Genomic DNA, 24385 nt, shown 5'->3' with positions numbered 1-24385 from the left:
ACAGGTCAGTCGAGTGTAGAGCGTATCATGACCGAAACACCCCGGCCCCGCGTGAAGTATGTGATTGGGCCCGACGGCAGCCCCCTGACGATCGCCGATCTTCCCCCCGTCACCACCCGCCGTTGGGTCATCCGCCGGAAGGCCGAGGTCGTCGCCGCCGTCCGCGGCGGCCTTCTCAGCCTGGAGGAGGCCTGCCAGCGCTACACGCTGACCACCGAGGAATTTCTGAGCTGGCAGTACTCCATCGACCAGCACGGTCTGGCCGGCCTGCGCACCACGCGCATCCAGCATTACCGCCACTGAGTTTTTAACACCATCGATCCGACCGTTGCGCATGCCTGTTCGCGCAACGCATGAGGAGCCGCCTCCGGAGCACCGGGGCGGCTCTCGTCGTTTCCGGTACCCTCGAGCGGATCGCGCCGGCCGCGACATCGTGAACGGGACAGTCCCGGCGTTAACGCCTCGCTAACCACGCACCGGGCAATTCTTGCCGGGCGGTCGCGCATCCCTCGCGGCCGCATCCGCTGTCCTCAGGCGTGCCGGCCCGTGAAACCCATCCTCGATCTGGTGACGAAGCTCGGGCCTGCGCGCATTGCCGCGATGGCGGCCGTGACGCTGACGCTGGTCGGCTTCTTCGCCTTCGTGATCCTGCGTGTCTCGCGGCCCGATATGGGCGTGCTGTTTTCCGACCTTTCGATGCAGGATTCGTCGGCCGTGATCCGCGAGCTCGATGCGCGCGGCATCATCTACGAGACCAAGGGCGACATGGGTCAGACCGTGCTCGCTCCCCGCGCCGACCTGGCCAAGCTGCGGATGGACTTCGCCGGCAAGGGCCTGCCGGCGCAAGGCGGCATCGGCTACGAGATCTTCGACAAGGGCGACGCCTTCTCCTCGACGAGCTTCGTCCAGAACGTGAACCATCTGCGGGCGATGGAGGGCGAGCTCGCCCGCTCGATCCGCGCCATCGGCCGGGTCCAGGCGGCGCGCGTCCACCTCGTCATCCCCGAGCGCCGCCTGTTCGAGCGCGACCGCGAGGCGCCCTCGGCCGCCATCGTCGTCAAGCTGATGGGCGATCTCGATCCGAGCCAGGTGCGGGCGATCCGGCATCTCGCGGCCTCCGCGGTCGAGGGTCTGAAGCCCGAGCGGGTCTCGATCGTCGACGAGCGCGGGCGGCTGCTGGCCGACGGCGCCCGCGGCGCGGAGAAGGACGGGGCCGGCGCCCTGGAGGAGCGGCAGACGGGCATCGAGCGGCGCATGCGCTCGCAGATCGAGGAGATCGTGGCCGGCATCGTCGGCCAGGGCCGCGCCCGGGTGCAGGTCACCGCCGAACTCGATCTCAACCGGGTCGAGAGCCGCTCGGAGAGCTTCGACCCCGAGAGCCGCGTGGTCCGTTCCACCCAGACCCGCTCCGAGAATTCGCTGACCGGCGGGACGGAAGGGCAGGCCAGCGTCGGCAACGAGCTGCCCGGCGCCAACCAGAACCAGGCCCAACCGCAGCAGAAGGATTCCTCGCAGAAGAACGAGGAAGTCACGAACTACGAGATCTCCCGCGTCACCAAGGTCGAGACCCTGGAGGGCGGCCGCCTCAAGCGGCTCTCGGTGGCGGTGCTGGTCGACGGCGTCTACGCCCCCGGCGCCGACGGCAAGACCGCCTACCAGCCCCGCTCCGACGCCGAGATCGCGCGCATCACCGCGCTGGTGCGCACCGCGGTCGGCTACGACAAGGCCCGCGGCGATCAGGTCGAGGTGGTCAACCTGCGCTTCGCCGAGACGCCCACCGCTCCCGAATTCGCCGAACCGGGCCTGATCCAGTCGTTCCTGAGCCCGACCAAGGAGGACGTGATGCGCCTCGTCGAGCTCACGGTCCTGAGCCTGCTCACCCTGGTCGTGCTGATGGCGGTGGTGCGCCCGCTCCTGCGCCGCGTACTCGAAGCGGAGGCGCCGGTGGCCGCGCTGGCCGGCCCGGCCGGCGCGCTGGCGCTGGCCGGCGCGACGGGCGGCGAGGGTCCAGCCGAGCTCGCGGTGCGCGAGAACAGCACCAACCGGTTCCTCGAATCGGCGAAGATCAACGGCCAGATCCAGGCCGAGACGGTGGAGCGCGTGGTCGACATGGTGCGGGCGAGCCCGACCGAGACCGTCGAGGTGCTCCGCAACTGGATCCACGATTCCTGATGCGCGCCGAGACCAGCCATAGCCGGGAGAGAGGAGAGGTTTCGTGTCCGCGGGCGTGAACTTCAACGCTGCCATGGAGAGCCTCGATGCGTCGAAGGCCTTCTCCGAGATGCCGGGCCCGCAGCGCGCCGCCGCGCTGCTGCTGCTGCTCGGCGAGGAGGAGGGCGCGCCGATCTGGCAGCGCCTCGACGAGGACGAGATCAAGCTCGTCAGCCACGCCATGGTGCAGCTCGGCTCGCTCGAGGCCGCCACCGTCGAGCGGCTGATCGTCGATTTCGTCTCGCGCCTGTCCTCGGGCGGCGGCATCACCTCGAACTTCGAGCGCACCGAGTCGCTCCTGCTCAAGATCTTTCCCCCTGAGCAGGTCTCCTCGATCATGGCGGAGATCAAGGGCGCTTCCGGAAAGCGCGTCTGGGCGAGCCTCACCCAGATCGACCCCGAGATCCTCGCGAACTTCCTGCGCAACGAGTATCCGCAGACGGTGGCCGTCGTGCTCTCGAAGGTGCGGGCCGACTACGCCGCCAAGGTGCTCACGATCCTGCCGGAGGAGTTCGCCATCGACGTGCTCAACCGGATGCTGCGCATGGAGACCGTCCAGAAGGAGGCTCTGCGCCACATCGAGGAGACGCTGCGCACCGAATTCGTCTCGACCATCGCCCAGACCACGCGGCGCGATGCGCACGAACTCATGGCCGAGGTGTTCAACGCCTTCGACCGGCAGACCGAGACCCGCTTCCTCGCAGCGATCGATCAGGCCAACCGCGGCTCGGCCAAGAAGATCCGCCAGCTCATGTTCACCTTCGAGGATCTGCTGAAGCTCGATCCGGGCTCGGTCCAGACCCTGATGCGCAAGGTCGACAACGACACCCTGTGCCGGGCGCTGAAAGGGGCCGACGAGCGGGTGCGCGCCTTCTTCATGCGCCAGATGTCGACCCGCGCGGCCAAGAACCTCACCGACGAGATGGGCTCGATGGGGCCGATCCGCCTCAAGGAGGTCGATGAGGCGCAGGCCAAGATGACGGAACTCGCGAAAGAGCTGGCCGAGAAGGGCGAGATCATGATCGCCAAGAACGGCGGCGAGGAGGAGTTGGTCTATTGAGCGCGCGCGCCTCCCGCCCCTTCCTGTTCGATACCGATTTCGGCCGCCCGCGCGGGCCCTCCGCCGCCGACGCGGAGGCCGCCGCCCGGACCGAGGCCGAGCGCGCGGCGCTGGAGGCGGCGGCCTATGCCCGCGGCCTCCAGGACGGCCGGGCCGAGGCCGCCCTCCAGGAACAGGCCCGGCTCGCCGACGCCCTGACTCGGGTCGGCCTCGCCGCCGCCGGCCTCCTCAACCAGTCCGATGCCCGCGATTCCGAGCGCGAGGCGCAGGCCCTGGCCTTCGCGAACGCGCTCGCCCGCCGGATCGCGGGCGAGGCACTCGACGCGCGCCCGCTCGCGGCGGTGGAAGAGGCGGCCCGCTCCGCCCTGCGCCACCTGCGCGGCGTGCCCCACCTCGTCCTGCGGGTGAACGAGGCGCTGGTCGACGACGCGGAAACGCTGATGAAGCGTCTCTCCCGCGAGCACGGCTTCGAGGGCCGCCTCGTGGTGCTGGGCGAGCCCGACATGGCGCCGGGCGACGCCCGGCTCGAATGGGCCGATGGCGGCGTCGTGCGTGAGCGCGCCCGCATCGAGGCCGCCGTTGAATCCGCCCTCTCTCCCAACTTCGCCAGCACGGAGGCCTGAGCCCGATGTCGAGCGACGATTTCAGCCTGCCCCAGCTCAACGAGGGCGACATGCCCTACGACGAGGGCGGCCCCGGCTCCGTGCGCGACGCGCCGACGAGCCCGAAGAGCGCGGCGGACCTCGAACAGGTCTTCGACGTGCCGGTGGTGGTCTCGGCGGTGCTGGGCTCCTCGCGCATGCCGATCGGCGATCTGCTGCGGCTCGGCCCCGGCGCCGTGCTCGAACTCGACCGCAAGGTCGGCGAGGCCATCGACGTGTTCGTGAACAACCGCCTCGTCGCCCGCGGCGAGGTGGTGCTGGTCGATGAGCGCCTCGGCGTGACCATGACCGAGATCATCAAAAACGATCACTGATCCGTCGTCCCACCCGTACCCTCATCCTGAGGTGCCGCAGCGAAGCGAAGGCCTCGAAGGATCCTCCGGCAATCGCGCGGGATCTGGAGGATCCTTCGAGGCCCGCTGATGCGGGCACCTCAGGAAGAGGGCGCAGGTGGGAGACGCGATCGGACAGCAAACCTTTTCGGAGACACCACGCCATGCGGCTGCTCATCGTCGGACGGCTCTCGGGCGAACTCGTCACCGCCTCGAAGATCGCCATGAACCGGGGGGCCTCGGTCACCCACGCGGACGGGATCGACCAGGGGCTCGCGGCCCTGCGCGCCAAGGGCGGTGACCTCGTCATGGTCGATGTCGGCCTCGACATCCGCCGGATGGTGCAGGCGCTCTCCGACGAGCGCATCCGCACGCCGGTGGTGGCCTGCGGCATCGCCTCCGACGCCCGCGCCGCGGTGGCCGCGATCCAGGCCGGCGCCAAGGAGTACATCCCCCTCCCCCCCGATCCGGACATGATCGCGGCCGTCCTGGAGGCGGTGGCGGCGGATGCCCGCAGCTTCGTCTGGCGCGATCCGTCGATGGAGCGCGTGGTGCGGCTCGCCGAGCAGGTCGCCCGCTCGGAGGCTTCGGTGCTCATCACCGGCGAGAGCGGCACCGGCAAGGAGGTGCTCGCCCGCCACGTCCACGCCAAGTCGAACCGGGGAAACCGCCCGTTCGTCTCGGTCAATTGCGCGGCGATTCCCGATGCCCTGCTCGAATCCGAGCTGTTCGGCCACGAGAAGGGCGCCTTCACCGGCGCGATCGCCCGGCGCATCGGCCGGTTCGAGGAGGCCAACGGCGGCACGCTGCTCCTCGACGAGATCTCCGAGATGGACGTGCGGTTGCAATCCAAACTGCTGCGCGCGCTGCAGGAACGGGTGATCGACCGGGTCGGCGGCGGGGCCCCCGTCAAGGTCGATATCCGCGTGCTCGCCACCTCCAACCGCAACCTCTCCGAGGAGGTGAAGAAGGGCACGTTCCGCGAAGACCTGTTCTACCGCCTCAACGTCGTGCACCTGCGCCTGCCGCCCTTGCGCGAGCGGCTGGCCGACATCCTCGAACTCACCGCCCACTTCGCCCGTAAATATGCGGAGCTGAACGGCCTGCCGCTGCGGCCGCTGGCCCGCGAGGCGCAGGCGCTCGTCGCCCGCAACCCCTGGCCAGGCAACGTGCGCGAGTTGGAGAACACGATCCACCGCGCCGTGCTGCTGGCGCAGGGGCCCGAGATCGGCCCCGACGCGATCCTGAGCCCGGAGGGCGAGTCGCTGGCCGCGCCGGCCGCCGCCTCCGGCCCGGTCGAGCGGGCGGCGAGCGCGGCGGAAGCCGCCACCCGCGGTCTTGTCGGGCGCACCGTGGCGGAGGTCGAGCGCGACCTGATCCTCGACACCCTCGACCATTGCCTGGGCAACCGGACGCACGCCGCGAAGATCCTCGGCATCTCGATCCGGACCCTGCGCAACAAGCTCAACGAATATGTCGAGGCGGGCCTGCAGGTGGCCGAGCCCGGCGGGGTACGGGCGGTGGCGGCCTACGGCTGAGAGGGCCGGCGGGGCCGGAGGCTGCGGCGCGCACCTGCCACGCGCCCGCTCGCCTCACCGCTTCTTGGCGAACTGCGCCTCGTACTCGGCATTCTGCGCCGCGCGCGCCTGCTCGATCCGGCGCAGGGTGAGGAAGCGGACGATGTCGAACTCGACGTCGCGGATTGTCTCCTCGATCAGGTGGCGCTGGAGCAGGATGCGGGGATCGTCCGCGGCCAGGTTCTCGCGCTCCTGGAGCCGCTGCACCGCCTGCCGGACCACGGTGTAGACCTGCTCGCGCTCCTCCCGGCTCATGGAGGGGCTGACGGCGCGGGCGATGAGGTCGGTGAAATCCGCCATGGACGCTGTTTTAGAGAATGCCGTTCGATGAATGCCGCTGGCCCGCCGCTCAGAGCCGGTTGTCGTTGACCGCCGCGGCCACGAGCGAGACCGAACTCCACAGCACGGTGAAGCAGAACAGGGCCGCGAACAGGGTGTAGAACGGGGCCGGGTACTCCGAATAGGTCGGCAGAAGGGGCGGTACGAAGGTCGCCAGATAGATCTGCTGCTTGGCCGCCGCGATCCGGGCGCGGTCGAGGATCAACTGCATCGAGGCATTGAGCTTCTCCGCCACCGTCTGCTCGACCATCAGGCCCTCGTATTCGAGCAGCGCCTGGGTGAGGTTGTGCTCGGAATTCGAGACGAGGCCGTCGGTGGTGAGGCGGCTCTGCAGGTCCTTGATCTGGCCATCCAGGGCGCCGACGGTGGCCACGAGCACCTGGATGCCGCGGCTCTTTTCGTCGAGCTTGGAGTCGCGCAGGACGCGCAGGTCGTTCTCCGCCTTGATCTTGTCCTTGCGCAGGAGTTCGATCGTGGTCACGGCGGCCTCGGCCGACTTCACCGGGTCGATGATGCCCCAGCGGTTGCGGAACTCCTGGAGGGCGACCCGCGCCTGCTTGAGCCGCTCGGCGGTCTGCTCGACCTCCTTCTTCGCGTTGGTGATCATGTCCTCCTGGGCCCGGCGCGAGATGCCGTTGACCAGGGTCTCGGAGCGGGCGATCACCTCCTGCGAGATCGCGACCGCATCCTCGGGCTTGAAGGCGCGCACCTTGAGGTGGATCACGCCGGAGATCGCATCGATCTGCGGAATCACGTGCCGGCGCCAGTAGCGCACCAGCTTCTCGACCGGCTGGTTCTCGTCGTAGCGGGCCCAGAAATCGATCCCGTCTTCCGAAAACATCTTCGCGAGGCCGAGCTTGGCGTCGATGGCCTCCACCATCGGCCGGCTGCCGATGTAGTCGCGCAGGATGAAGCTGTCCTGGCTGTTGTGCTTCTGGATCAGGTCGGTGTGCAGGCCGAGTTCGGCGCTGGCCATCGGCTCGACGTTGCCGCGCACGGCGAACTGCGACTCGACGATGTATTGCGGCGAGGCGATCACGAAGACGTAGAGCCCGACCACCGCGGTCGGCAGCAGCGCGAACAGGGCGTAGCTGCGGAACAGACGCTTGACCATCCGCTCGGGCGGCCGCGCCTCCCGCGGCCGCAGGCCCGGCAGCCGGGTCCATTCGAGACCGCGCCGCGCCCGCTCGACCAGGGCCGCGCCGAGAGGCCGGCCCCGGCCGGGCGCGACCGGCTCGATCGTCTCGGCGTTGCGCCGCAGGTCCGGCACGGAGCGCCGGGCGAGTTCCATGAGCGACTGGACGCTCGGGCTCGGCCGGACTCGGGTCGCCTGCTTGACCTCGTCGTCGGAACTCATCGAATGGGGGTCCTCACGGATCCACGGCCGGAGCGCGCCCGCACGAAACGCCTCGCGCCCGCCCCCCGCGATACGCACGGGCAAGGCTTTTCGGCAAGCTCGGGCGGCATCCTGTCTAGAGGTTCAGGTCACGTTCTTTTCGGCCCTTTTTAAGGCGCGGCGATCCGCCGGGATTGCGCCTCGGGCGGGGGGGCTGCGATACCGCCCCGGACATCGGGATGCGGCCCGAATCGAGCGGGCCGGTCGGGAGGGCATGTGGGACGGCGGCAGGATCCGGGCGGGGCGGCCCGCGAGACCCAGGGCGAGGCGATCGGGGCCAAGGAAACCGGGACCAAGGCAACGGGGGCCAAGGAAACCGGGGCCAGGACGGCGAAGGCGGGCTTCTCGGACCTCGTGCTGGTCTGCCGCAAATGCGCCAAACGCCAGGGCGTGGCCCGCAAGCAGATCGGCCGTGCCGTCAAGCAGGCGCTCAAACAGGGTGCGCGTGGCGACGGCTCCGCGAAGCGTGCCGGCAAGGTCCGGCTCGGCAAGGTCCGGCTCGTGGAGACGGGCTGTCTCGGACCCTGCCCCAAGCGGATGCTGACGCTGGCCACGCCGGATTCCCTGGCCCGCCGCCGCGTCATCCTCGTCGATCCGGCGCTCGAAGACCTCGCCGCGGGGGCCCTCGTCCTCGCGCCCCTGTCGGCGCCGGTCGAAGCGCGTCCGGAGGTGCCGGCCGATGGAGCGGGGAATGGCTGAGTCACCCGCTCGCCGCGAGGAGCGGTGTCAGGAGCCCGGCGACCGGCGCCACGATCGGCGTCCGGCCGACCCCTCGCTGCCGCAGCGCCTCCTGCGCGGGCTGCTGCGCCGGTTGCCGCTCGTCGGCACCCTGGTCGGACTGGGGCTGGGCGTCTGGCTCGTCGCCACCAACGACCTCGCGGCGATCGGCACGGCCTTCGGGCGGATCGGTGCGGCGGGTCTTGCCGCCATCGTCGGGGTGCGGGTCGTCATCGTGCTCCTGTGCGGGCTCGCCTGGGCGAGCGTGCTGGCCGGCCTCCCGCCCTCCGGCCGCCCGCCCTCCGGCCGCCCCCGGACGGGCGCTCCGGCCGAGCCGCCCGTCGAGACCGGCGCCTTCGTGATCCTGCGCTTCGTGCGCGAGGGCGTGAACGTGCTGTTGCCGGTCGCCTCGGTCGGCGGCGAAGTCGTGGGCGGGCGCCTGCTGACCTTCTGGGGCGTCGCGGGCAGCCTCGCGGCGGCCTCGCTGCTCGCCGACATGCTGATCCAGGTCGCGACGCAGGTGGCCTTCACCGGGCTCGGCGCTGCCCTGCTCTGGCGGCTGCCGGGGGAGGCGGCCGCCGCACTCGCGTGGTGGACGACACAGGCCGCCGTCGTAGCGGTGGCAGCGGTCGCCGCCTTCTTCGCCCTGCAGACGCTCGGCGTGGCACGGGGCCTCGAGCGGCGCCTCGCCGGCCTCGGCCGCCGCTTCCTGCGCTCGGCGGCTCCGGAGGGGGCGAAGCCGGAGGGAGACGCGGCCGGCATCCTCTCGGTGCAGGAAGCTCTCGATGCGGTCTGGGCGCGGGGCCGGCGCGGGCGCATCGCCCAGTCGGTCGCCCTGCACGCCGTGGCCTGGGGCCTTGGGGCGGCCGAGATCTGGATCGTGCTCGCCTGCATCGGGGTCGAGGTGAGCCTGACCGAAGTTCTGGTGCTGGAATCGCTGTCCCAGGCGATCAAGTCGGCGGCCTTCGCGGTGCCGAGCGGGCTCGGCGTTCAGGAGGGCGGGTTCGTGGTGGTGGGCGCCCTGTTCGGGCTCGATGCGGGCACCGCCATCGCCCTGTCGCTCGCCAAGCGCGTGCCCGACGTGGTCCTCGGCCTGCCCTCGCTGATCGTCTGGCAGAGCCTGGAGGCGAAGCGGGCGCAGGTGCTGCCGCCGCGCTGAACCGGGGTTTCGAAAGGACAAGTCCTTTCGCGGGTCCAGGGCAGAGCGCTGGAGAAGCCGTGCCGATCAGCCCGCGCCCGAGACGAGCCACCCGCGCATCGCCTCGAACGTCGCGATGCCGGCGGCGAAGGCTGCATCGGCCTCCGCCTCCGGCAACCCATCCAGCCGCTCGCGGAAGGCCCGCCAGAGCGGCCCGGTCGCGCGGCCGCGGCCGGCATAATAGGCCAGCGGCACGCCCGCCCCGTGCAGACGGGCGACGTGGCGGCCGATGACGGCGCCGCCCAGCGTCGAACCTTCCAGCACGTAGAGCGCGCCGAGCGCCGCGCCCGGGCCGTCGAGCCGGGGCGCGGCGGGTGCGGGCAGGGTGTCGGGCGCCGGCCCGTCGAGGGCGTGCAGATCCGCGTCGAGGGAAGGGAGCCGCCGCCGGGGATCGAAGAAAGGCGCGTCGGCGAGCGCGATCCCGATCACCGGCTCGTAGGCGGCGTGGAAGCCGCGCAGGCGGATCAGCAGGTCGCGGTAGCCCGGCAGCGTCGCCACCCGCACCTCCCAGTCGAGGTCGCGCTCCAGCGCCTCATGGGCCGGAGCCGTGGCCTCCCGCAGGCGGGCATGCAGGCTGTCGCTCAAGGAGGGCTCAGGCGTAGACGGTGAAGCAGGCGCCGTCGGCGTTCTCGACGTCGAGGCGGGCGCCGATCTGGTCGAGCATGGCGCGGATCAGCTTCATGCCGAGCCCGGTGCCGCGCGCCTTGGCGTTCTCCCAGCCCGGCGGCATGCCCTCGCCGTCGTCGCAGACCTTGAGCCGGACCGCCGTCCCCTCGCCGCCCGCCACGGTGACGCTGACCCGCGCACCCTTGTCGGGTCGGCCGGCATATTTGAACGCGTTGGTGACGAGTTCGGTGGTGATCAGCGACAGCGCCACCGCGTGCCGGTAGGGCACCATCAGGCCGGGCTCTGCCGTCATCTCGACACTGTGCTCGTCGCCGGCCATGCCGGCGAGGTCGCTGCACAGGGTCTGGATGGTCTGGCCGAGATCGACCTGTTCCATGCTCTCGCCCTGATACAGGCTGTCATGGACGCGGGCGACGCTCATGACGCGGGCCGAGGTCTCGGAGAAGGCCTGCCGCGCCTCCGGGTCGGCGATCTGGCGGCGCTGCATGTGCAGGAAGGCCGTCACGATCTGGAGCGAGTTCTTGACCCGGTGGTCGATCTCGCGGGTGAGCAGGTCCTTCTGCTCCAGCAGGCGCTCCTTGTCGGCGAGCAGGCCCGTCAGTTCGTCGATCTTGCGACGCTGGCGCAGCACCACGCCGTCGACGGCGTCGGCGAGTTGGGCGGCGAGCGCCACCTTCCAGGTCGCCCAGGGTGTGGAATGCCCGCGCCGCTCCTCGATCCAGCGCTCGAACGAGCGTCGCGGCAGCACCGCCACCGGGCCGCTGCCGGGCAGAACGGGTTTGCGCGGGTCACCGCCCCAGGTCACGGTGCTCGGCACCTCCGGCTTGAGCCAGAACAGGAGGTGCTGGCGCGAGGTGCCGACGAAGGTCGCCAGAAGCCCGCTCGCGATCTCGGTATAGGCGGAGGCCGGCGCATGGTGCAGCACCAGCGTGTCGGTGACGAAGGTGATCTCGCCCGGCGCCAGACTCTCCCGCAGCCAGTCGGCGAGCGCGCGCATCTTCGCCGCTTCCGGTGTGGCGCCGACGAGGCAGACGGCCTCGTCCGAGACGATGCCCGCGCCGGTGGCGCCGAACAGGTCGAGCAGGGTCGGGTTGCCCTGGGTCAGGGAGGCGACGAAATCGTCGGAGCGGGTGAGCCCGCGCACGAGCCGGCCCTGCACGTCGAGATGACGCTGCCGCTCGCCCCAGAGCGCCTTGCCCTCGATCTCCTGCACCCGCATGGCGAAGCCGTCGGTGAGCACGGTGGCCGCGGCGCGAGTCTCCGGCGCGACGTAATGCGGCCGGCGGTGATGGCCGATCATCAGGCCCCAGAGCCGGTCCTCGACCATGATCGAGATCGACATCGAGCCGTCGACGCCGAGATTGCGCTGGTATTCGAGGTGGATCGGCGAGAGCGAGCGGTTCTGGGCGAAGGTGAGATCGATCGGCGCATTGCCGGCGGAACGGTCGGCGACGAGCGGCACCGGCACGCAGTCACGGTCAATCACGAAGCGGCTCTTGGCCTTGGTGTAGAGGGCGCGCGCCTGGGCCGGGATGTCGGAGGCGGGAAAGCGCAGGCCGATCAGCGGGCGCTGCCAGTCCGGCACCATGTCCTCGGCGATGGCCTCGCCGTTCCAATCCGCGTCGAAACGGTAGACCAGCACCGATTCGAAGCCGGTCATGGCGCGGATTTCGAGGGCGGCGATCTGCGCCGCCTCGGTCAGGGTCTCGGCGGCGCGCAGCCGCATCATGGCGAGTTCGGCGTCGAGCGGGCTTGCGGTGAGGAAGTCCTCGGGCCGCTCCGGTGCCAGTTCCAGCTCGACGATGATCCGGCCGAGATGGGCATGCGCCACGAGGTGGAAGCGCTCCTCCCGCGGCGGAAGCGTGAGCGTGCGGCGCAGGAGGCGTCCGTCGGTCAGGGTGTGGGCGGCCAGGCCGTCGCGGATCGCGGAGACGATCGCGCCCGGCAGCACCGCCTCCAGATTGAGGCCGCTCGGCGGAAACAGCTCGGGCGCCAGCACGTCGGCGGCGTTGGCGCTGAAGGCCAGGATCTCGAGCGTCGCGGCGTCGGCGGCGAGCATCACCGCATTCGGCTGGATCGAGCCCGGAATGTGGATCGGCTCGCGCTCGCACAGACTCGGATCGACCGGTTCGGCCCGGCTGCGCTGAGAGATCGCGGCGAAAACGGCCTCGCGCGAGGGGCCGGCGGCGATCTGCTCGAGGGGGCTGATCGTCAGCCACGTGCAGTTCGCCCCCGCTCGCAGGCCGATCCGCGCCCGCAACGGGGCCGGGATGCGGCCGAACACGAATTCGAAGGCTTGGCCCGCCACGGCCCGGCGCTGAGCGGCGAGGAAGCGGCCGTAAAAGCCGGGCACGTGCGCGCTCGGCACGAGATCGCGGAAGAAGTTGCGCCCGACCATCGCGTCGGGCGGCAAGCCGCACAAGCTTCCCGCGGCGCGATTGCAGGCGAGCACTTTTCCGGCGGCGTCGAGAGCGAGAATGCCCACGCCGATTTCATCCCGCTGCTCGGGGGTGAGCGCATCGAGATCGACCGGAAGGTCGATCGGACCACCATTCGGTCCCCTGGCGTGCATCTGCGACGGATCGACCATTACGGCAGCCGGTATGCCTTCCGCGCTCGGGTTAGGCAATGCCGAGGCGCCCGCAGACGTCCGTTTGAGATCCCCGAAACGTCGCACCAAGTGCCTGAGAAGCCCGCGCTTTGTCTGAATGCATACAGACGCCGCGACACAGTGCGTAGGCCGCGCAGAGCCACCGCGGCACGCGCGGCGGCGCCGCGCTCCGAAACGCTATGGTCGCAAAAGGCCGGCTCACCAACCTCACCGATCCGCGAGATCGGACAGGGCCGTCTCGAGCCCCTCCTCCAGGGTCGGATGGTAGAACGGCCGGTCGCGCAAGCGCCGGACATCGAGCCCGTCCTGCACCGCGTAGGCCAGCAGGTGGCCGAGATGCTCCACCTCCGGGCCGATCAGCTCGGCGGCGGCGAGGCGCCCGTCGGCCTCCGCATAGAGGCGGATGCCGCCCTGCGCCCGATCCATCACCTGGGCCCGGCCCTGGTCGCAGAAATCGGCGCCGCCGACGCGGTGGCCGGCCTCGGGGTCGAAGCCACCGCCGATCACGGCGATCTGCGGATCGCTGAACACCATGGCGAGCGCCACCCAGCGCTCCGGCCGCTCGGCTCCCTCGCTGCGGGCGAGCCGCGCCGCGTTGCGCCCGGCGATGCGACCCTGGCGGCTCGCCTCGTGCAGCACCGGGCGGTCCGCGTTGGCATCGCCCGCGATCAGGATTGGCGCGCCCTCGCAGAGCAGTGAGCGGGGATCGTGGACCGGGCCCCCCTTCTCGTTCAGGCGCAGGCCGGTGTGTTCCAGGCCGATGCCCGACACGTTCGGCGGGCGGCCCGCGGCGGCGAGCACCCGCTCGAACACCCTCTCGCCCTCGCCGCTCTCTCCGTTCCAGCCGAGGCGTGCGCCCTCCCCGTCCGTCGCGCCGCTCTCGACCTTGACGCCGAGATGCAGGTCGAAGGCCTCCGAAAAGATCGCGCGGGCGGCCCGCTTCAGGTCGGGATCGCCCAAGCCCCCGAGGCTGTCGCCGGGATCGAACACGCTGGTCGCCACGCCGAGCCGGGCCATGGCCTGCGCGAGCTCCAGGCCGACCGGGCCGGCTCCGAGCACGGCGAGCGAGGCGGGCAGATCCTCGATCTCGAACAGGGTATCGGTGGTGAGAACCCTGTCACCGAGCCCCCGCAACGGTTCGGGCACGCTCGGGCTGGAACCGGTCGCCAGCACCGCCGCCTTGAAGCGCAGGCGGATGTGGTCGTCGATGCGTAAGACGTCCGGCCCTTCGAACACGGCTCGGCCGGTCAGGCGCGTCTCGGCCGGCAATCGATCGAGCCCCGCGAACACGGAACCCACGAACCGGTCGCGCCAAGCTCGCATCCGGGCCAGCACCGCCGGGCCGTCGACCTGCACCGCGCCGACCCGGACGCCGAGCCGGTGCGCCGCACGGGCCTCGTGCGCAGCCTCGGCCGCGGTGATCAACAGCTTCGAGGGCATGCAGCCGACGCGGGCGCAGGTGGTGCCGCCTGGCCCCTGCTCGATCAGTACGGCGCGGGCGCCCGCATCGAGGGCGGCGCGATGGGCGGCGATGCCGGCGGTGCCGGCCCCGATCACCGCGACGTCGCAAGACATCTCCCGCATCGCTCAGGCCGCCATGGTAAGGACGGCGCCGCCATCGACCCGCAAGTTCTCGCCGGTGATGAAGCTCGCCTGCTCGGAGCAGAGGAAGGCCACCGCGGAGGCGACCTCCTCGACCCGGCCGCGGCGCTTGGCGACGATGCCGGGACGCTTCTCCTCCAAGAAGCTCTCGATCGCCGCATCGAACGAGACGCCGAGTTCCTTGGCCCGCTTCTCCATCATCGCGTCGGTCATCGGCGTGGCGACGAAGGCGGGCGCCACGGAGTTCACGAGCACACCGTCCGGTCCGTAGGCCTTGGAGAGGCCCTTGGTCAGGTTCATCAGACCGGCCTTGGCGGCGCAGTAGGGCAGCTCCTCGACATAGGGCTGGACCGCGTCCTCGGAGGTGAAGAACACGATCCGCCCCCATTTCTGCGCGCGCATCCCCGGGATGAAGGCGCGGGCGACGCGGACCGCCGCCATCAGGTCGGCCTGGATCGTGGACATCCAGCCCTCGTCGTCGATCTCCAGGAAATCGCCGGTGGCCCCGGTGACGCCGGCGGCGTTGACGAGGATGGTGGGGGTCTCGCCGAAGGCTTGATCGGCGAACGCGCGCAGCGTGCGCGCGCCGGCGTCGCTGGAGAGGTCAGCCTGGCACGCCTTCACGGCACCGAGGGCGGCGAGCCGTCCGGCCGCCTCCCCCAATTCCTTCTCCTTCAGATCGGAGAGGACGACCTTCACGCCCTCGCGCAGCAGGTACTCCGCGCTCGCGTAGCCCATGCCGGAATCGCCGCCGGTGATCACCGCGACGCGGCCGCTGATGCCGAGATCCATAGTTCGACCTTCTTCGTTGGCGGCGTCCGGTTCGACTGTTCCGTGTCGGCGCGGGCTACCCTTTGATAAATGCGCGGGCCAACGGAGGGCGTCGGGGATCGTTCCAGTCCGGCGCCGGGCTGCGGCGATCCGACCGCCGCCTCGGACGGGATGAGAGACGGCCCTCATCCGTGGCGGACGGCCTTTTGCGCGCAAAAACGCTTTGCACCGGCGGCGGCCCACGGCACCCTCCCGGCCTTGGCGGTGGTGAATCGAAGAGGGAGAGCAACGATGAGCGAGACCGAGGCGACGCAGCCGGGACCAGCCGTTCCTCCGAAGGGCGGCGTGGTCGCCTACCTCACGCTCGATGGCGCCCTGCGGGCGGCGGCGTTCTACCAAAAGGCCTTCGGTGCCGAGATCCTGGCCTCCGTGCCCCCGGACGAGCAAGGGCGGACCATGCACGTTCACCTGTCCGTGAACGGCACCTCGGTGATGCTGTCCGACGCCTTTCCCGAATACGGCCACCCGCTCAAGCCGCCGCAGGCCTTCAGCCTGCTCCTGCCGGTCGACGACATCGCGGCGTGGTGGGATCGGGCGGTGGCGGCGGGCGCCGAGGTGGTGACGCCCTACCAGGAGATGTTCTGGGGCGACGTCTACGGGCAGTTGCACGACCCGTTCGGCGTGATCTGGGCGATGAATCAGCCCAAGCGCACCGCCTGATCCGGTTCGGGAGACAGACCATGAGCGACGCCGACGATCCGCGCGACCTCGTCCTCACCCGCCTGATCCCGGCGCCGCGTCGGGCGCTGTGGCGGGCCTGGACCGAGCCGGAATTGCTGAAGACGTGGTTCGCGCCCAAACCCTACACGACACCGGTCGCCGAACTCGATGTGCGGCCGGGCGGGTCGAATCTCATCGTGATGCGCAGTCCCGAGGGGCAGGATCTGCCCAATCGGGGCGTCTACCTCGAGGTGGTGCCCGACGCACGCCTCGTCGTCACCGACGCCTACAGCACGGCTTGGGTACCCTCCGAGAAACTGTTCCTGACGGTGATTCTCACCTTCGCGGATGAAGCCGGCGGCACGCGCTACACCGCACGCGCCCGCCACTGGACGCTTGAAGACCGCGAGCGTCACGCGGCGATGGGTTTCGAGCAGGGCTGGGGAACGTGCGCGGACCAGCTCACCGAGGTGGTGAAGGGATTGGGCTGACGGCTTCCGGGAGCCCTCCCCCCTCCGGATGTCGGGCTCGCCCGATATCCGACTCTCTTGTCCAAGTCGGGCAAGCCCGACTTGGATGGGCGAAGGGCGCCCGCGGAGCGGGCGGGAGCGGGGCCGGCTCCGCACTTTCCGGACACGGCGCTCCCCTCACCCGACCCCTTCGGGGCCATCCTCTCCCGCAGAGGGGAGAGTGGTATTCGCGTGCGGCCTCGGATCAGGCCGTCTCGCCCAGGCACCACGCCAAAATCCCCTTCTGCGCGTGCAGACGGTTCTCGGCCTCGTCGAACACCACCGATTGCGGGCCGTCGATCACCTCCGCCGTAACCTCCTCGCCGCGATGGGCCGGCAGGCAGTGCATGAAGACCGCGTCCTTGGCGGCCGCCGCCATCAGCTTGGCATCGACCCGGTAGGGCGAGAGCAGGTTGTGGCGGAAATGCTCGTCGTCGTCGCCCATCGAGACCCAGCAATCGGTCACGACCGCATCCGCCCCCTCGACCGCCGCGTATGCGTCGGTGGTGGCGTTGACGCGCGCACCCTCGCGCTTGGCCCAATCGACGAGCGCCGGCGGCATCGCCAGCTCCCGCGGCGCGGCGACGTTGAGGGTGAAGTCGAAGCGGGCGGCGGCGTGGACCCAGCTCGCCAGCACGTTGTTGGCATCACCCGACCACGCGATGGTGCGGCCCTTGATCGGCCCGCGATGCTCCTCGAAGGTCAGCACGTCGGCCATGATCTGGCAGGGATGCGAGGCCTTGGTCAGCGCGTTGATGACCGGCACCTCGGCATGCTCGGCGAGCTCCATCACCAGGCCGTGGTCGAGGGTGCGGATCACGATCGCGTCGACGAAGCGCGACAGCACGCGGGCGGTGTCGGACACCGTCTCGCCGCGGCCGAGCTGCATCTCCTTGCCCGTCAGCATCAGGGTGTCGCCGCCGAGCTCGCGCATCGCCACGTCGAAGGAGACGCGGGTGCGGGTCGAGGGCCGGTCGAACACCATCGCCAGCATCTTGCCGGTGAGCGGTCGCTCCGCCGCACGCTGGCCCTTCACCCGCGCGCGCTTCATCGCGGCGGAGGTGTCGAGGACGCCGCGCAGGGTCTCGGCGGAGAAGTCCTTCAGGTCGAGGAAATGGCGGACATGCGGGCCGCTGCCGTTCAGGGTCGTGGTCATCTCAAATTCTTCGCTCGCGATGCTGCCCTCAGAGTGGCTCACGAAATGCCCAAGCACCGGCCATGCCCGATTCGGGGGCGACGGCGGGACGGGCATTTCGTGAGAGGCACTCAGGCGGCACCGCGTATCTGCGCCTCCAGATCGGTCGCCGCGGCCTCCAGCCGGGCCACGGCCTCATCCACCTCCGTCTCGCCGACAATCAGCGGCGGCAGGAGACGGATCACGTTGTCGCCGGCAGGGATCACCAGCAGGTGCCGCGCGCGCGCGGCCGCGACGAACTCGGTGTTCGGCAGGCTGAGCTTCAGGCCGCGCATCAGCCCCTGCCCGCGCATCTCGGCGAAGACATGGGGGTGGCGGTCGATCAGCCCGGCGAGCTTCTGCGTGAGCAACAGGCCGATGCGCTCGACATGGGCGAGGAAGCCTTCGCCCAGCACCACGTCGAGCACGGCGTTGCCCACCGCCATGGCGAGCGGGTTGCCGCCGAAGGTGGTGCCGTGGGTGCCGGCGACCATGCCGCGGGCGGCCTCGGCGGTCGCGAGGCAGACGCCGAGCGGGAAACCGCCGCCGATGCCCTTGGCCGCGCTCATGATGTCGGGGGTGATGCCCGACCACTCGTGCGCGAAGAACTTGCCCGTGCGCCCGACGCCGGTCTGCACCTCGTCCATGATGAGGAGCAGGCCGTGCGCGTCGCAGAGCGCGCGCAGGCGCCGCAGCGTCTCGCCGGGAATCACCCGCAGGCCGCCCTCCCCCTGGATCGGCTCGATCATCAGGGCGGCGGTCTCCGGGCCGATCGCGGCTTCCAGCGCGGCGAAGTCGCCGACCGGCACCTGATCGAAGCCCTCGACCTTCGGGCCGAAGCCCTCGATGTATTTCTGCTGGCCGCCCGCCGCGATCGTCGCGAGCGTGCGGCCGTGGAAGGCGCCCTCGAACGTGACGATGCGGTAGCGCTCCGGATGGCCGCCGGCCGCGTGGTACTTGCGCGCCATCTTGATGGCGGCCTCGTTGGCCTCGGCGCCGGAATTGGCGAAGAAGGCCACGTCGGCAAAGGTCGCGTCCACGAGCCGCCGGCCCAGGCGCTCCCCGCCGGGGATCTGGAACAGGTTCGAAGTGTGCCAGATTTTTTGCGCCTGCTCCGTCAGCGCCTCCACGAGGTGCGGATGGGCGTGGCCGAGCGCGTTGACGGCGATGCCGGCGCCGAAATCGAGGTAGCGGTCGCCGTCCTCGGCGACCAGCCATGCGCCCTCGCCTCGCTCGAACGCGATCGGGGCACGGGCATAGGTCGGCAGCAGGGCGGAGGTCACGCGGGTCCGTCTCCTCAGGCTCGATCCAGGGGGAAGTCGCCAAAAGAAAGTGCCGCCTCGGGGGACGGGCGGCACGCGCGCGATTACTATGGAAGCGACCGTGTCTGTCAATCGCGGCGGCGGGTTTGCCGGTCCCGATTCGACCGGAGGTGGTGCCGTGCGGCACCCCGCACGCGCGGTCAGGCCCGCTGCAGCCGGGCCGCCTCGGTCGGCGAGCGCCCGATCACCTTGCGGAAGGTGCGCCCCATCCGCCGCGCATCGGGAAAGCCCGCGCGCTTGGCCGCCTCGCCGAGGGAGACCGTCCCGGAGCGGATCAGCGATTGGGCCAGAGTCACGCGCTCGCGCAGGACATACTGATAGGGCGTGACGCCGAAGCTGCCCTTGAAGGCCCGTACGAAGTAGCCCTCGCTGAGGCCCGCCGCCTCCGCCATCTCCCGCAGGGACAGGGGCGCATCGATACGCGCGGCGACGAGGTCGCGCACCCGCCGCGCCTGCCGCGCGGTGAGGGCCGCATTCCGGCGCGGGCTGGACGGCGCCAGGGCACCGGAGACGCGCAGCACCGCCAGCGCCACGCTGTCCACGAGGAGCGCGTCGGCGGCGGTGTCGTGCCCGCCCGCCTCCTGCCCGAGGGCGGCGAGCAGGTGGAACACGCTCATCCGCTCCGAGAGGTCGTCCGTGAGCGTCGGGATCTCGGCCTGGGAGATCGGCGCCTCGATCATCCGCTCGACCGCCGCCGGCATGTAGGCGAGGTAGCGCCCGCGGCAGGGCCCGCTCCAGGCCGTGCTGCCGACAAAGCCGGGGCCGCGCAGCACGAAGGCGTCGGCGATCCGCTCCTCCGCACGCTCGTCCGGCATCGCGCCCCCGCGGAAGGTTAGCCGGGTCCGCCGGTCGCCGGGACGGTCCTCCGGGCCGGGATGCCAGGGATTTCGCCAAGTGTTGTGCGAAGTGCCCTGCCAGGTGCCGACGAGGAGCCCGTCCACGCGATGGGTGCTGTATCCCGCGGATTCGTAGGCGAAATCGAGAAAGGCGACGCCGTCGAGGCCGCTTGCCGGGATCTGGCCGAAGATCTGGTCGGGCGGGGCGGAGAGTTCGCCCTGCACGGAGGCGTTGACGAACGGGACGCTCATCGGCCGCTTCGCTCTCCCCGTCTCGGCCGCTTCGAGGCGGCGTGGTTCCCCCCGTATCGCGCGCCGCCGCCAGGGTCGGCGGCCGGACGGCGAACGGTCCTGCTTGCATCCGACTCGGCAGAACGACGCTTCGGCCGAACCTGTTCCTTCGCCGGCCAATCTGCGCCTCGCGGCGCGCAGGACCGTTGAGCCCTGCGGAAGCGGTGGGGTTGACCGCTTCCGCAGGGCGGACAGCCCCGATGGGGGCTGACCTCAGAGGCTGCCTGAGAGGTTACTTGCCGAGCACGCCGCCCAGGAGGCCGCCGACCGCGCCGAGCACGGTGTCGAGCGTGCCGCCGACGAGGCCGCCGACCTGATCGACCACGCCGGAGACGGCGCCGAGTTCCTGGCTGAGATCGAGTTCCACGCCGACGCCGAGAGACAGACCGCCGCCGACCTGATCCAGCTCCGCAGCGTTCAGCTCACGGATGGTGTCAATGTTCTGCTGCATATGCTCTCCTTAGTCCGTACGATATTGGAAGATCGTTCTGTATTTATGTCTTCCCGTGGAATAAGAGCGGCGTTGCTGCGCTGCTCTGCTGGATAAGGTACGGATATTAGTCCGGCAGGCAACCCGGTTTGCGCCGGCAGAGCGGAGCGGATGGAGGCGGAAACCGAGGAATGAACAAATCTTGCCCCTCGAAATCACCACCAACGGTCGTGAATACGTCGCCTCGGCTGCTCACAGGCAACCGCCTTGCTCCGTCCTACGCCTTTCGGCGGTGTTCCGGGACGTCCGCACGGGAGGCGCGACCGACCGGAGCTCGGGGGACAAAAATTGACCTGCCCCGCCGGTAATGGGCCGCCCCACGTGCCCGATGGAATAAAGCCCTGAAATGACTACGGATTACGACAAGCATGCGTCAGAATAACGCACCATGCCGCACTGTCGCAGGCTGGAGCGCAGGCCGAAGCGAGACTTCCCGGGAGGCCCGGCCGTGAACGCGCCGCTGTTCCGGCACGAGGTCGTCGAGGCGCGTCGGAGCGCCTGGCTCGGCGAGGCGCAGGTGGTGCAGCCGCTCTCCATTCGCATCGTGGTTGGCCTCTGCCTCGCCTTCGCCGTTCTGGTCGGCCTCTACGCTTGGCTCGGCAGCTACACCCGCCGAGTCCACGCGAACGGTCTGCTCGCGCCCGATATCGGGCTCATCACCGTGGCGAGTCCGCTCGCGGGGCGGGTCAGCGCGTCGGGGGTCAAGGAGGGCGACCGGGTCGAGCGCGGCCAGCTCCTCTTCACCATCGATCTCGACGCCGTCTCTGCGAGCGGGCCGACCCAGGAGCGGGTGATCGCCCAGCTCGGGCGCCAGCGCGAGAGCGTCGAGCGCCAGCGCGCCGCCCGCGCCGCCATGGCCGCGGCCGAGAAGGAGGGCTTGCGCGAGCAGATCGCCAACCTGGAGGCGCAGCGCGCCAAGATCGACGAGCAGCTCGCGCTTCAGGAGAAGCTGGTGCCGCCGCTGAAGGCGCGGGCCGACGAACTCGCCGACCTCGTGACCCGGGGCTTCGCCCGCGCGGCCGACTTCCAGAGCCAGAACTACCTCTACCTCCAGGCGACCTCGCAGCTCGCGCAGTTCCGCCAGGGTGGCCTGCAGGTCGAGGGCAAGCTGGGGGATCTCAAGGCCAAGCTCTCGACCTTCGACGAGACGCTGGCGCGCGATCTGGCCGAACTCGACCGCAGCGCGGCCCAGCTCGAACAGCAGCGGGCCGAGAGCGAGGCGCGCCGCGCCATCGAAGTGCGCGCGCCCGAGCGCGGCATCCTCACCTCGATCCGGGCGCAGGCCGGGCAGACGGTGGCGGCGGGGGCGAACCTGCTGACCCTGCTGCCGAGCGAGGGCCGGCTGCAGGCCAACCTGTTCGTCGATTCCTCGGCCATCGGCTTCATCGAACCGGGAGCGAGCGTGATGCTGCGCTACGCTGCCTTCCCGTTCCAGCGCTTCGGTCTGCACCGGGGCATCGTGACGGAGGTGACCCGCGCGCCGCTCGAAGGCGACGGCGCCGCGCAGCCCGAGGCAGTCCGCGACGCGGCCAGGAATGCGGGGAATGGGGGCGTCTACCGCATCATCGTGCGGCCGGACGCCGACAGCGTGAGCGCCTATGGCGAGCCGCGCCGGCTCGAGGCCGGGATGCGGGTCGAGGCCGATATCGCGCTGGAGAAGCGCCCGCTCTACCGCTGGCTCCTCGACCCCCTCTACCACGTCAAGCGCAGCGTCGATCTCGTCACGGAAGGAGGGGAGCGTTGAGTCTGCTGTCGGATCTTCAATTCGGTTTCCGGCGGCGCCTGCCGGTCGTGCTTCAGGCGGAAGCCGCCGAGTGCGGCATGGCCTGCCTCGCCATGGTGCTGGGCTACCACGGTCGCGGGGTCGATCTCGGAACCTTGCGCGCGCGCCACGCCCTCTCGCTCAAGGGCATGACGCTGCGAAATCTCATGGACCTGTCGGGCACGATGGGGCTCTCGACGCGGGCGCTCAGGGTGGAGTTGCCCGATCTCGGCCGGCTACGCCTGCCCTGCATCCTGCACTGGGGGCTCAACCACTTCGTCGTGCTGGCCAAAGTCGGGCGCCGAGAGATCGTGATCCACGATCCCGCCCGCGGGCGCCGCAGTCTGAGCCTTGCGGAAGCCTCGCGGGACTTCACCGGTGTGGCCCTGGAGGTGAGCCCGAACCAGAGCTTCGTGCGGGAGAAGGCGGTTCAGGGCCTTGCGCTGTCCGACCTGTTCCGCGGCATGGCCGGCATCCGCTCGGCGATGACGCAGATCCTGGTGCTGTCGCTCGGGATCGAGCTCGTCGCGATCCTGATGCCGATCGCCTCGCAGATCGTCATCGACGAGGTGATCGTGAACGGCGACCTCGACCTTCTTCTCGTCGTCGCCCTCGGGCTGGCCTTGCTTCTGGTGCTGCAACTGGGCCTCGGCGTCGCCCGAAGCTGGGCGATCATGCTCACCGGCACCAAGCTGAATTACCAGTGGTCGGGATCGCTGTTCGACCACCTCTCGCGGCTGCCGCTCGACTATTTTCAGAAGCGGCATGTCGGCGACGTGATCTCTCGCTTCGGCACGCTCGCCACGATCCAGAAGGGCATCACCACCGATCTCGTCCAGGCGCTCCTCGACGGGCTGATGTCGGTCGGCATGCTGATCATGCTGTTCCTCTATGGCGGCTGGCTCGCCCTGGTGGCGCTCGCCGCCACCGCCCTCAACGCCGCCATGCGCATCGCCGCCTACAAGGCCTACCGCGAGGGTACCGAGGAGGCGATCGTCGCGGAGGCGCGCCAGCAGAGCCACTTCATCGAGACCGTGCGCGGCATGGCGAGCGTCAAGCTCCTGAACCTGCGCGAGCGCCGCCGCGGCACGTGGATGAACCAGTTCGTCCAGGCGCTGAACGCCCGGCTGCGGCTGCAGCGGCTCGACCTCGTGTTCGGGCGCGGCAACGAGTTCCTGTTCGGCGCCGACCGGCTGATCCTGCTGGTGCTGGGCGCCCGCGCCGTGATCGACCAATCGATGACGCTCGGCATGCTGGTGGCGTTTCTGGCCTATCGCGACCAGTTCTCGACGCGCATCGGCAACCTGATCCAGTCGGGCTTCCAGCTGCGGATGCTCAACGTGCAGACCGACCGGCTCTCGGACATCGTCATGACCGAGCCCGAGGAGGCCGCCGCCCCCATGCCTGCCGCGGTGGCGCCGGTGGCCGCGCCGGCCCTCCTCCCCGCTGGGGAGCGTCCGCCGGGGCGCGGGGCGGGTCTGCGCGCCGCCGGCCTGTCCCTGCGCTACGGCGCCGACGAGCCCTGGGTGTTCCGCAACCTCGGCCTGGAGGTGGCGCCGGGCGAAAGCCTCGCCATCACCGGCCCTTCGGGCTGCGGCAAGAGTTCGGTGATGAAGATCCTGATGGGTCTGCTGCCGCCCACTGAGGGCGCGGTGCTGGTCGACGGGCGCGATATCCGCGCCGGGGGGCTCGCGGCCTACCGCGCCCGCATCGCCGGAGTCATGCAGGATGACGGGCTGTTCGCCGGCTCGATCGCCGAGAACATCGCCTGTTTCGACGAGCGGCCCGATCTTGGCTGGATCCGCGAATGCGCCGCCCGCGCGGCCATCCTCGACGACATCGCCCGCACGCCGATGGGCTTCGAGACCCTGGTAGGCGACATGGGCTCGACGCTGTCCGGCGGCCAGCGCCAGCGGGTGATCCTGGCCCGCGCCCTCTACCGGCGCCCGGAGATCCTGTTCCTCGACGAGGCGACGAGCGCGCTCGACGAGCCGACCGAGGCGGTCATCGCCGCCGCACTCCGCGACCTGAAGATGACGCGGGTCATCGTCGCCCACCGCCCGGCCACCGTGGCCCATGCCGACCGGCGCTACGACTTTTCGGCCGACGCGCCGCGGGTCGAGCCGCAGGCGGCGGAGACCGCCGGCTGAAGGGGCCCTCCCCCTTGCGGAGCGCCCC

22 protein-coding genes are annotated in these 24385 nt (G+C 70.4%); 12 read left to right on the top strand and 10 right to left on the bottom strand.

Annotated elements, in window-relative coordinates; translation table 11 throughout:
- Nucleotides 1–27: 27 nt before the first annotated feature.
- The 6 genes from LPC10_RS20875 to LPC10_RS20850 all read left to right on the top strand — a co-directional run bounded on the left by LPC10_RS20875 (nt 28) and on the right by LPC10_RS20850 (nt 5803).
- Nucleotides 28–303: a DUF1153 domain-containing protein gene (locus LPC10_RS20875; protein ID WP_009865968.1), complete on the top strand. Its 276-nt coding sequence runs from the start codon at nt 28–30 to the stop codon at nt 301–303.
- Between the two features lie 243 nt (nt 304–546).
- Nucleotides 547–2172, top strand: coding sequence for a flagellar basal-body MS-ring/collar protein FliF (gene fliF, locus LPC10_RS20870; protein WP_231344170.1), 1626 nt, complete (start codon nt 547–549; stop codon nt 2170–2172).
- A gap of 73 nt (nt 2173–2245) precedes the next feature.
- Nucleotides 2246–3271, top strand: coding sequence for a flagellar motor switch protein FliG (gene fliG, locus LPC10_RS20865; RefSeq protein ID WP_370644736.1), 1026 nt, complete (start codon nt 2246–2248; stop codon nt 3269–3271).
- Nucleotides 3268–3894 carry a FliH/SctL family protein gene (locus tag LPC10_RS20860; protein WP_231344168.1) on the top strand — a complete coding sequence of 209 codons (627 nt, stop codon included), beginning with the start codon at nt 3268–3270 and terminating at the stop codon, nt 3892–3894. The genes fliG and LPC10_RS20860 overlap by 4 nt, the downstream gene beginning before the upstream one ends.
- Nucleotides 3895–3899: 5 nt before the next feature.
- Complete coding sequence (fliN, locus tag LPC10_RS20855; protein WP_231344167.1) at nt 3900–4247, top strand: flagellar motor switch protein FliN; 348 nt, start codon at nt 3900–3902, stop codon at nt 4245–4247.
- Nucleotides 4248–4429: 182 nt separating this feature from the next.
- Nucleotides 4430–5803, top strand: a complete 1374-nt coding sequence (locus LPC10_RS20850) for a sigma-54-dependent Fis family transcriptional regulator (RefSeq protein ID WP_231344166.1) — start codon at nt 4430–4432, stop codon at nt 5801–5803.
- Between the two features lie 54 nt (nt 5804–5857).
- Here LPC10_RS20850 and LPC10_RS20845 read toward each other — a convergent pair whose 3' ends face one another.
- Both LPC10_RS20845 and LPC10_RS20840 read right to left on the bottom strand, forming a co-directional pair.
- On the bottom strand, nt 5858–6142 hold the full coding sequence (locus LPC10_RS20845) for a hypothetical protein (RefSeq protein WP_231344165.1): 285 nt from the start codon (nt 6140–6142) through the stop codon (nt 5858–5860).
- 49 nt (nt 6143–6191) lie between these two features.
- Nucleotides 6192–7538 (bottom strand): capsule biosynthesis protein, encoded by a 1347-nt coding sequence (locus LPC10_RS20840; RefSeq protein WP_231344164.1) that lies wholly within the window; start codon nt 7536–7538, stop codon nt 6192–6194.
- 255 nt (nt 7539–7793) lie between these two features.
- On the opposite strand from LPC10_RS20840, the gene LPC10_RS20835 reads away from it, so the two are divergent.
- Together LPC10_RS20835 and LPC10_RS20830 are read left to right on the top strand one after the other, a co-directional pair.
- A complete protein-coding gene (locus tag LPC10_RS20835) occupies nt 7794–8276 on the top strand; it encodes a hypothetical protein (protein WP_231344163.1) in 483 nt (160 codons plus the stop codon).
- On the top strand, nt 8269–9453 hold the full coding sequence (locus LPC10_RS20830) for a lysylphosphatidylglycerol synthase domain-containing protein (protein WP_231344162.1): 1185 nt from the start codon (nt 8269–8271) through the stop codon (nt 9451–9453). Before LPC10_RS20835 ends, LPC10_RS20830 begins: the two co-directional genes overlap by 8 nt.
- Before the next feature lie 66 nt (nt 9454–9519).
- Here LPC10_RS20830 and LPC10_RS20825 read toward each other — a convergent pair whose 3' ends face one another.
- From LPC10_RS20825 to LPC10_RS20810, 4 genes are all read right to left on the bottom strand, one after another.
- Complete coding sequence (locus LPC10_RS20825; protein WP_231344160.1) at nt 9520–10077, bottom strand: biliverdin-producing heme oxygenase; 558 nt, start codon at nt 10075–10077, stop codon at nt 9520–9522.
- Between the two features lie 7 nt (nt 10078–10084).
- The gene (locus LPC10_RS20820; protein WP_231344158.1) at nt 10085–12709 is read right to left on the bottom strand and encodes a histidine kinase dimerization/phosphoacceptor domain -containing protein; all 2625 of its coding nucleotides are present in this window, start codon (nt 12707–12709) and stop codon (nt 10085–10087) included.
- Nucleotides 12710–12937: 228 nt separating this feature from the next.
- Nucleotides 12938–14314, bottom strand: coding sequence for a dihydrolipoyl dehydrogenase (locus tag LPC10_RS20815; protein ID WP_231344156.1), 1377 nt, complete (start codon nt 14312–14314; stop codon nt 12938–12940).
- A gap of 3 nt (nt 14315–14317) precedes the next feature.
- Nucleotides 14318–15124, bottom strand: a complete 807-nt coding sequence (locus tag LPC10_RS20810; RefSeq protein WP_231344155.1) for an SDR family NAD(P)-dependent oxidoreductase — start codon at nt 15122–15124, stop codon at nt 14318–14320.
- 270 nt (nt 15125–15394) lie between these two features.
- Between LPC10_RS20810 and LPC10_RS20805 the strand changes: the two genes are divergently transcribed.
- Entirely contained in the window at nt 15395–15823 is a 429-nt protein-coding gene (locus LPC10_RS20805) for a glyoxalase/bleomycin resistance/extradiol dioxygenase family protein (RefSeq protein ID WP_231344154.1), read from the top strand.
- Between the two features lie 20 nt (nt 15824–15843).
- A complete protein-coding gene (locus LPC10_RS20800; RefSeq protein ID WP_231344153.1) occupies nt 15844–16314 on the top strand; it encodes an SRPBCC family protein in 471 nt (156 codons plus the stop codon).
- A gap of 223 nt (nt 16315–16537) precedes the next feature.
- On the opposite strand, the gene argF is transcribed toward LPC10_RS20800, so the two are convergent.
- From argF to LPC10_RS20780, 4 genes are all read right to left on the bottom strand, one after another.
- Nucleotides 16538–17488 (bottom strand): ornithine carbamoyltransferase, encoded by a 951-nt coding sequence (gene argF, locus LPC10_RS20795; RefSeq protein WP_231344151.1) that lies wholly within the window; start codon nt 17486–17488, stop codon nt 16538–16540.
- A gap of 110 nt (nt 17489–17598) precedes the next feature.
- A complete protein-coding gene (locus tag LPC10_RS20790; RefSeq protein ID WP_231344150.1) occupies nt 17599–18789 on the bottom strand; it encodes an aspartate aminotransferase family protein in 1191 nt (396 codons plus the stop codon).
- A gap of 179 nt (nt 18790–18968) precedes the next feature.
- Nucleotides 18969–19916 carry a helix-turn-helix domain-containing protein gene (locus tag LPC10_RS20785; RefSeq protein WP_231344149.1) on the bottom strand — a complete coding sequence of 316 codons (948 nt, stop codon included), beginning with the start codon at nt 19914–19916 and terminating at the stop codon, nt 18969–18971.
- 271 nt (nt 19917–20187) lie between these two features.
- The gene (locus tag LPC10_RS20780; protein ID WP_108941789.1) at nt 20188–20406 is read right to left on the bottom strand and encodes a hypothetical protein; all 219 of its coding nucleotides are present in this window, start codon (nt 20404–20406) and stop codon (nt 20188–20190) included.
- A 487-nt stretch (nt 20407–20893) separates the two neighbouring features.
- Between LPC10_RS20780 and LPC10_RS20775 the strand changes: the two genes are divergently transcribed.
- Together LPC10_RS20775 and LPC10_RS20770 are read left to right on the top strand one after the other, a co-directional pair.
- Nucleotides 20894–22189 (top strand): HlyD family secretion protein, encoded by a 1296-nt coding sequence (locus LPC10_RS20775; protein ID WP_231344148.1) that lies wholly within the window; start codon nt 20894–20896, stop codon nt 22187–22189.
- Nucleotides 22186–24357: a peptidase domain-containing ABC transporter gene (locus LPC10_RS20770; RefSeq protein ID WP_231344147.1), complete on the top strand. Its 2172-nt coding sequence runs from the start codon at nt 22186–22188 to the stop codon at nt 24355–24357. The genes LPC10_RS20775 and LPC10_RS20770 overlap by 4 nt, the downstream gene beginning before the upstream one ends.
- Nucleotides 24358–24385: the final 28 nt, after the last annotated feature.

This window comes from Methylorubrum sp. B1-46 (assembly GCF_021117295.1).
Lineage (GTDB): Bacteria > Pseudomonadota > Alphaproteobacteria > Rhizobiales > Beijerinckiaceae > Methylobacterium.
This window is presented reverse-complemented; position numbering and strand designations above follow the sequence as displayed.

Coding starts and splice junctions, on each gene's coding strand:
- argF (WP_231344151.1), bottom strand. CDS start 17,488: ATGACCACGACCCTGAACGGCAGCGGCCCGCATGTCCGCCATTTCCTC.
- LPC10_RS20815 (WP_231344156.1), bottom strand. CDS start 14,314: ATGCGGGAGATGTCTTGCGACGTCGCGGTGATCGGGGCCGGCACCGCC.
- fliN (WP_231344167.1), top strand. CDS start 3,900: ATGTCGAGCGACGATTTCAGCCTGCCCCAGCTCAACGAGGGCGACATG.
- LPC10_RS20850 (WP_231344166.1), top strand. CDS start 4,430: ATGCGGCTGCTCATCGTCGGACGGCTCTCGGGCGAACTCGTCACCGCC.
- LPC10_RS20800 (WP_231344153.1), top strand. CDS start 15,844: ATGAGCGACGCCGACGATCCGCGCGACCTCGTCCTCACCCGCCTGATC.
- LPC10_RS20830 (WP_231344162.1), top strand. CDS start 8,269: ATGGCTGAGTCACCCGCTCGCCGCGAGGAGCGGTGTCAGGAGCCCGGC.
- LPC10_RS20820 (WP_231344158.1), bottom strand. CDS start 12,709: ATGGTCGATCCGTCGCAGATGCACGCCAGGGGACCGAATGGTGGTCCG.
- LPC10_RS20840 (WP_231344164.1), bottom strand. CDS start 7,538: ATGAGTTCCGACGACGAGGTCAAGCAGGCGACCCGAGTCCGGCCGAGC.
- LPC10_RS20805 (WP_231344154.1), top strand. CDS start 15,395: ATGAGCGAGACCGAGGCGACGCAGCCGGGACCAGCCGTTCCTCCGAAG.
- LPC10_RS20875 (WP_009865968.1), top strand. CDS start 28: ATGACCGAAACACCCCGGCCCCGCGTGAAGTATGTGATTGGGCCCGAC.
- LPC10_RS20780 (WP_108941789.1), bottom strand. CDS start 20,406: ATGCAGCAGAACATTGACACCATCCGTGAGCTGAACGCTGCGGAGCTG.
- LPC10_RS20785 (WP_231344149.1), bottom strand. CDS start 19,916: ATGAGCGTCCCGTTCGTCAACGCCTCCGTGCAGGGCGAACTCTCCGCC.
- fliG (WP_370644736.1), top strand. CDS start 2,246: ATGGAGAGCCTCGATGCGTCGAAGGCCTTCTCCGAGATGCCGGGCCCG.
- LPC10_RS20845 (WP_231344165.1), bottom strand. CDS start 6,142: ATGGCGGATTTCACCGACCTCATCGCCCGCGCCGTCAGCCCCTCCATG.
- LPC10_RS20810 (WP_231344155.1), bottom strand. CDS start 15,124: ATGGATCTCGGCATCAGCGGCCGCGTCGCGGTGATCACCGGCGGCGAT.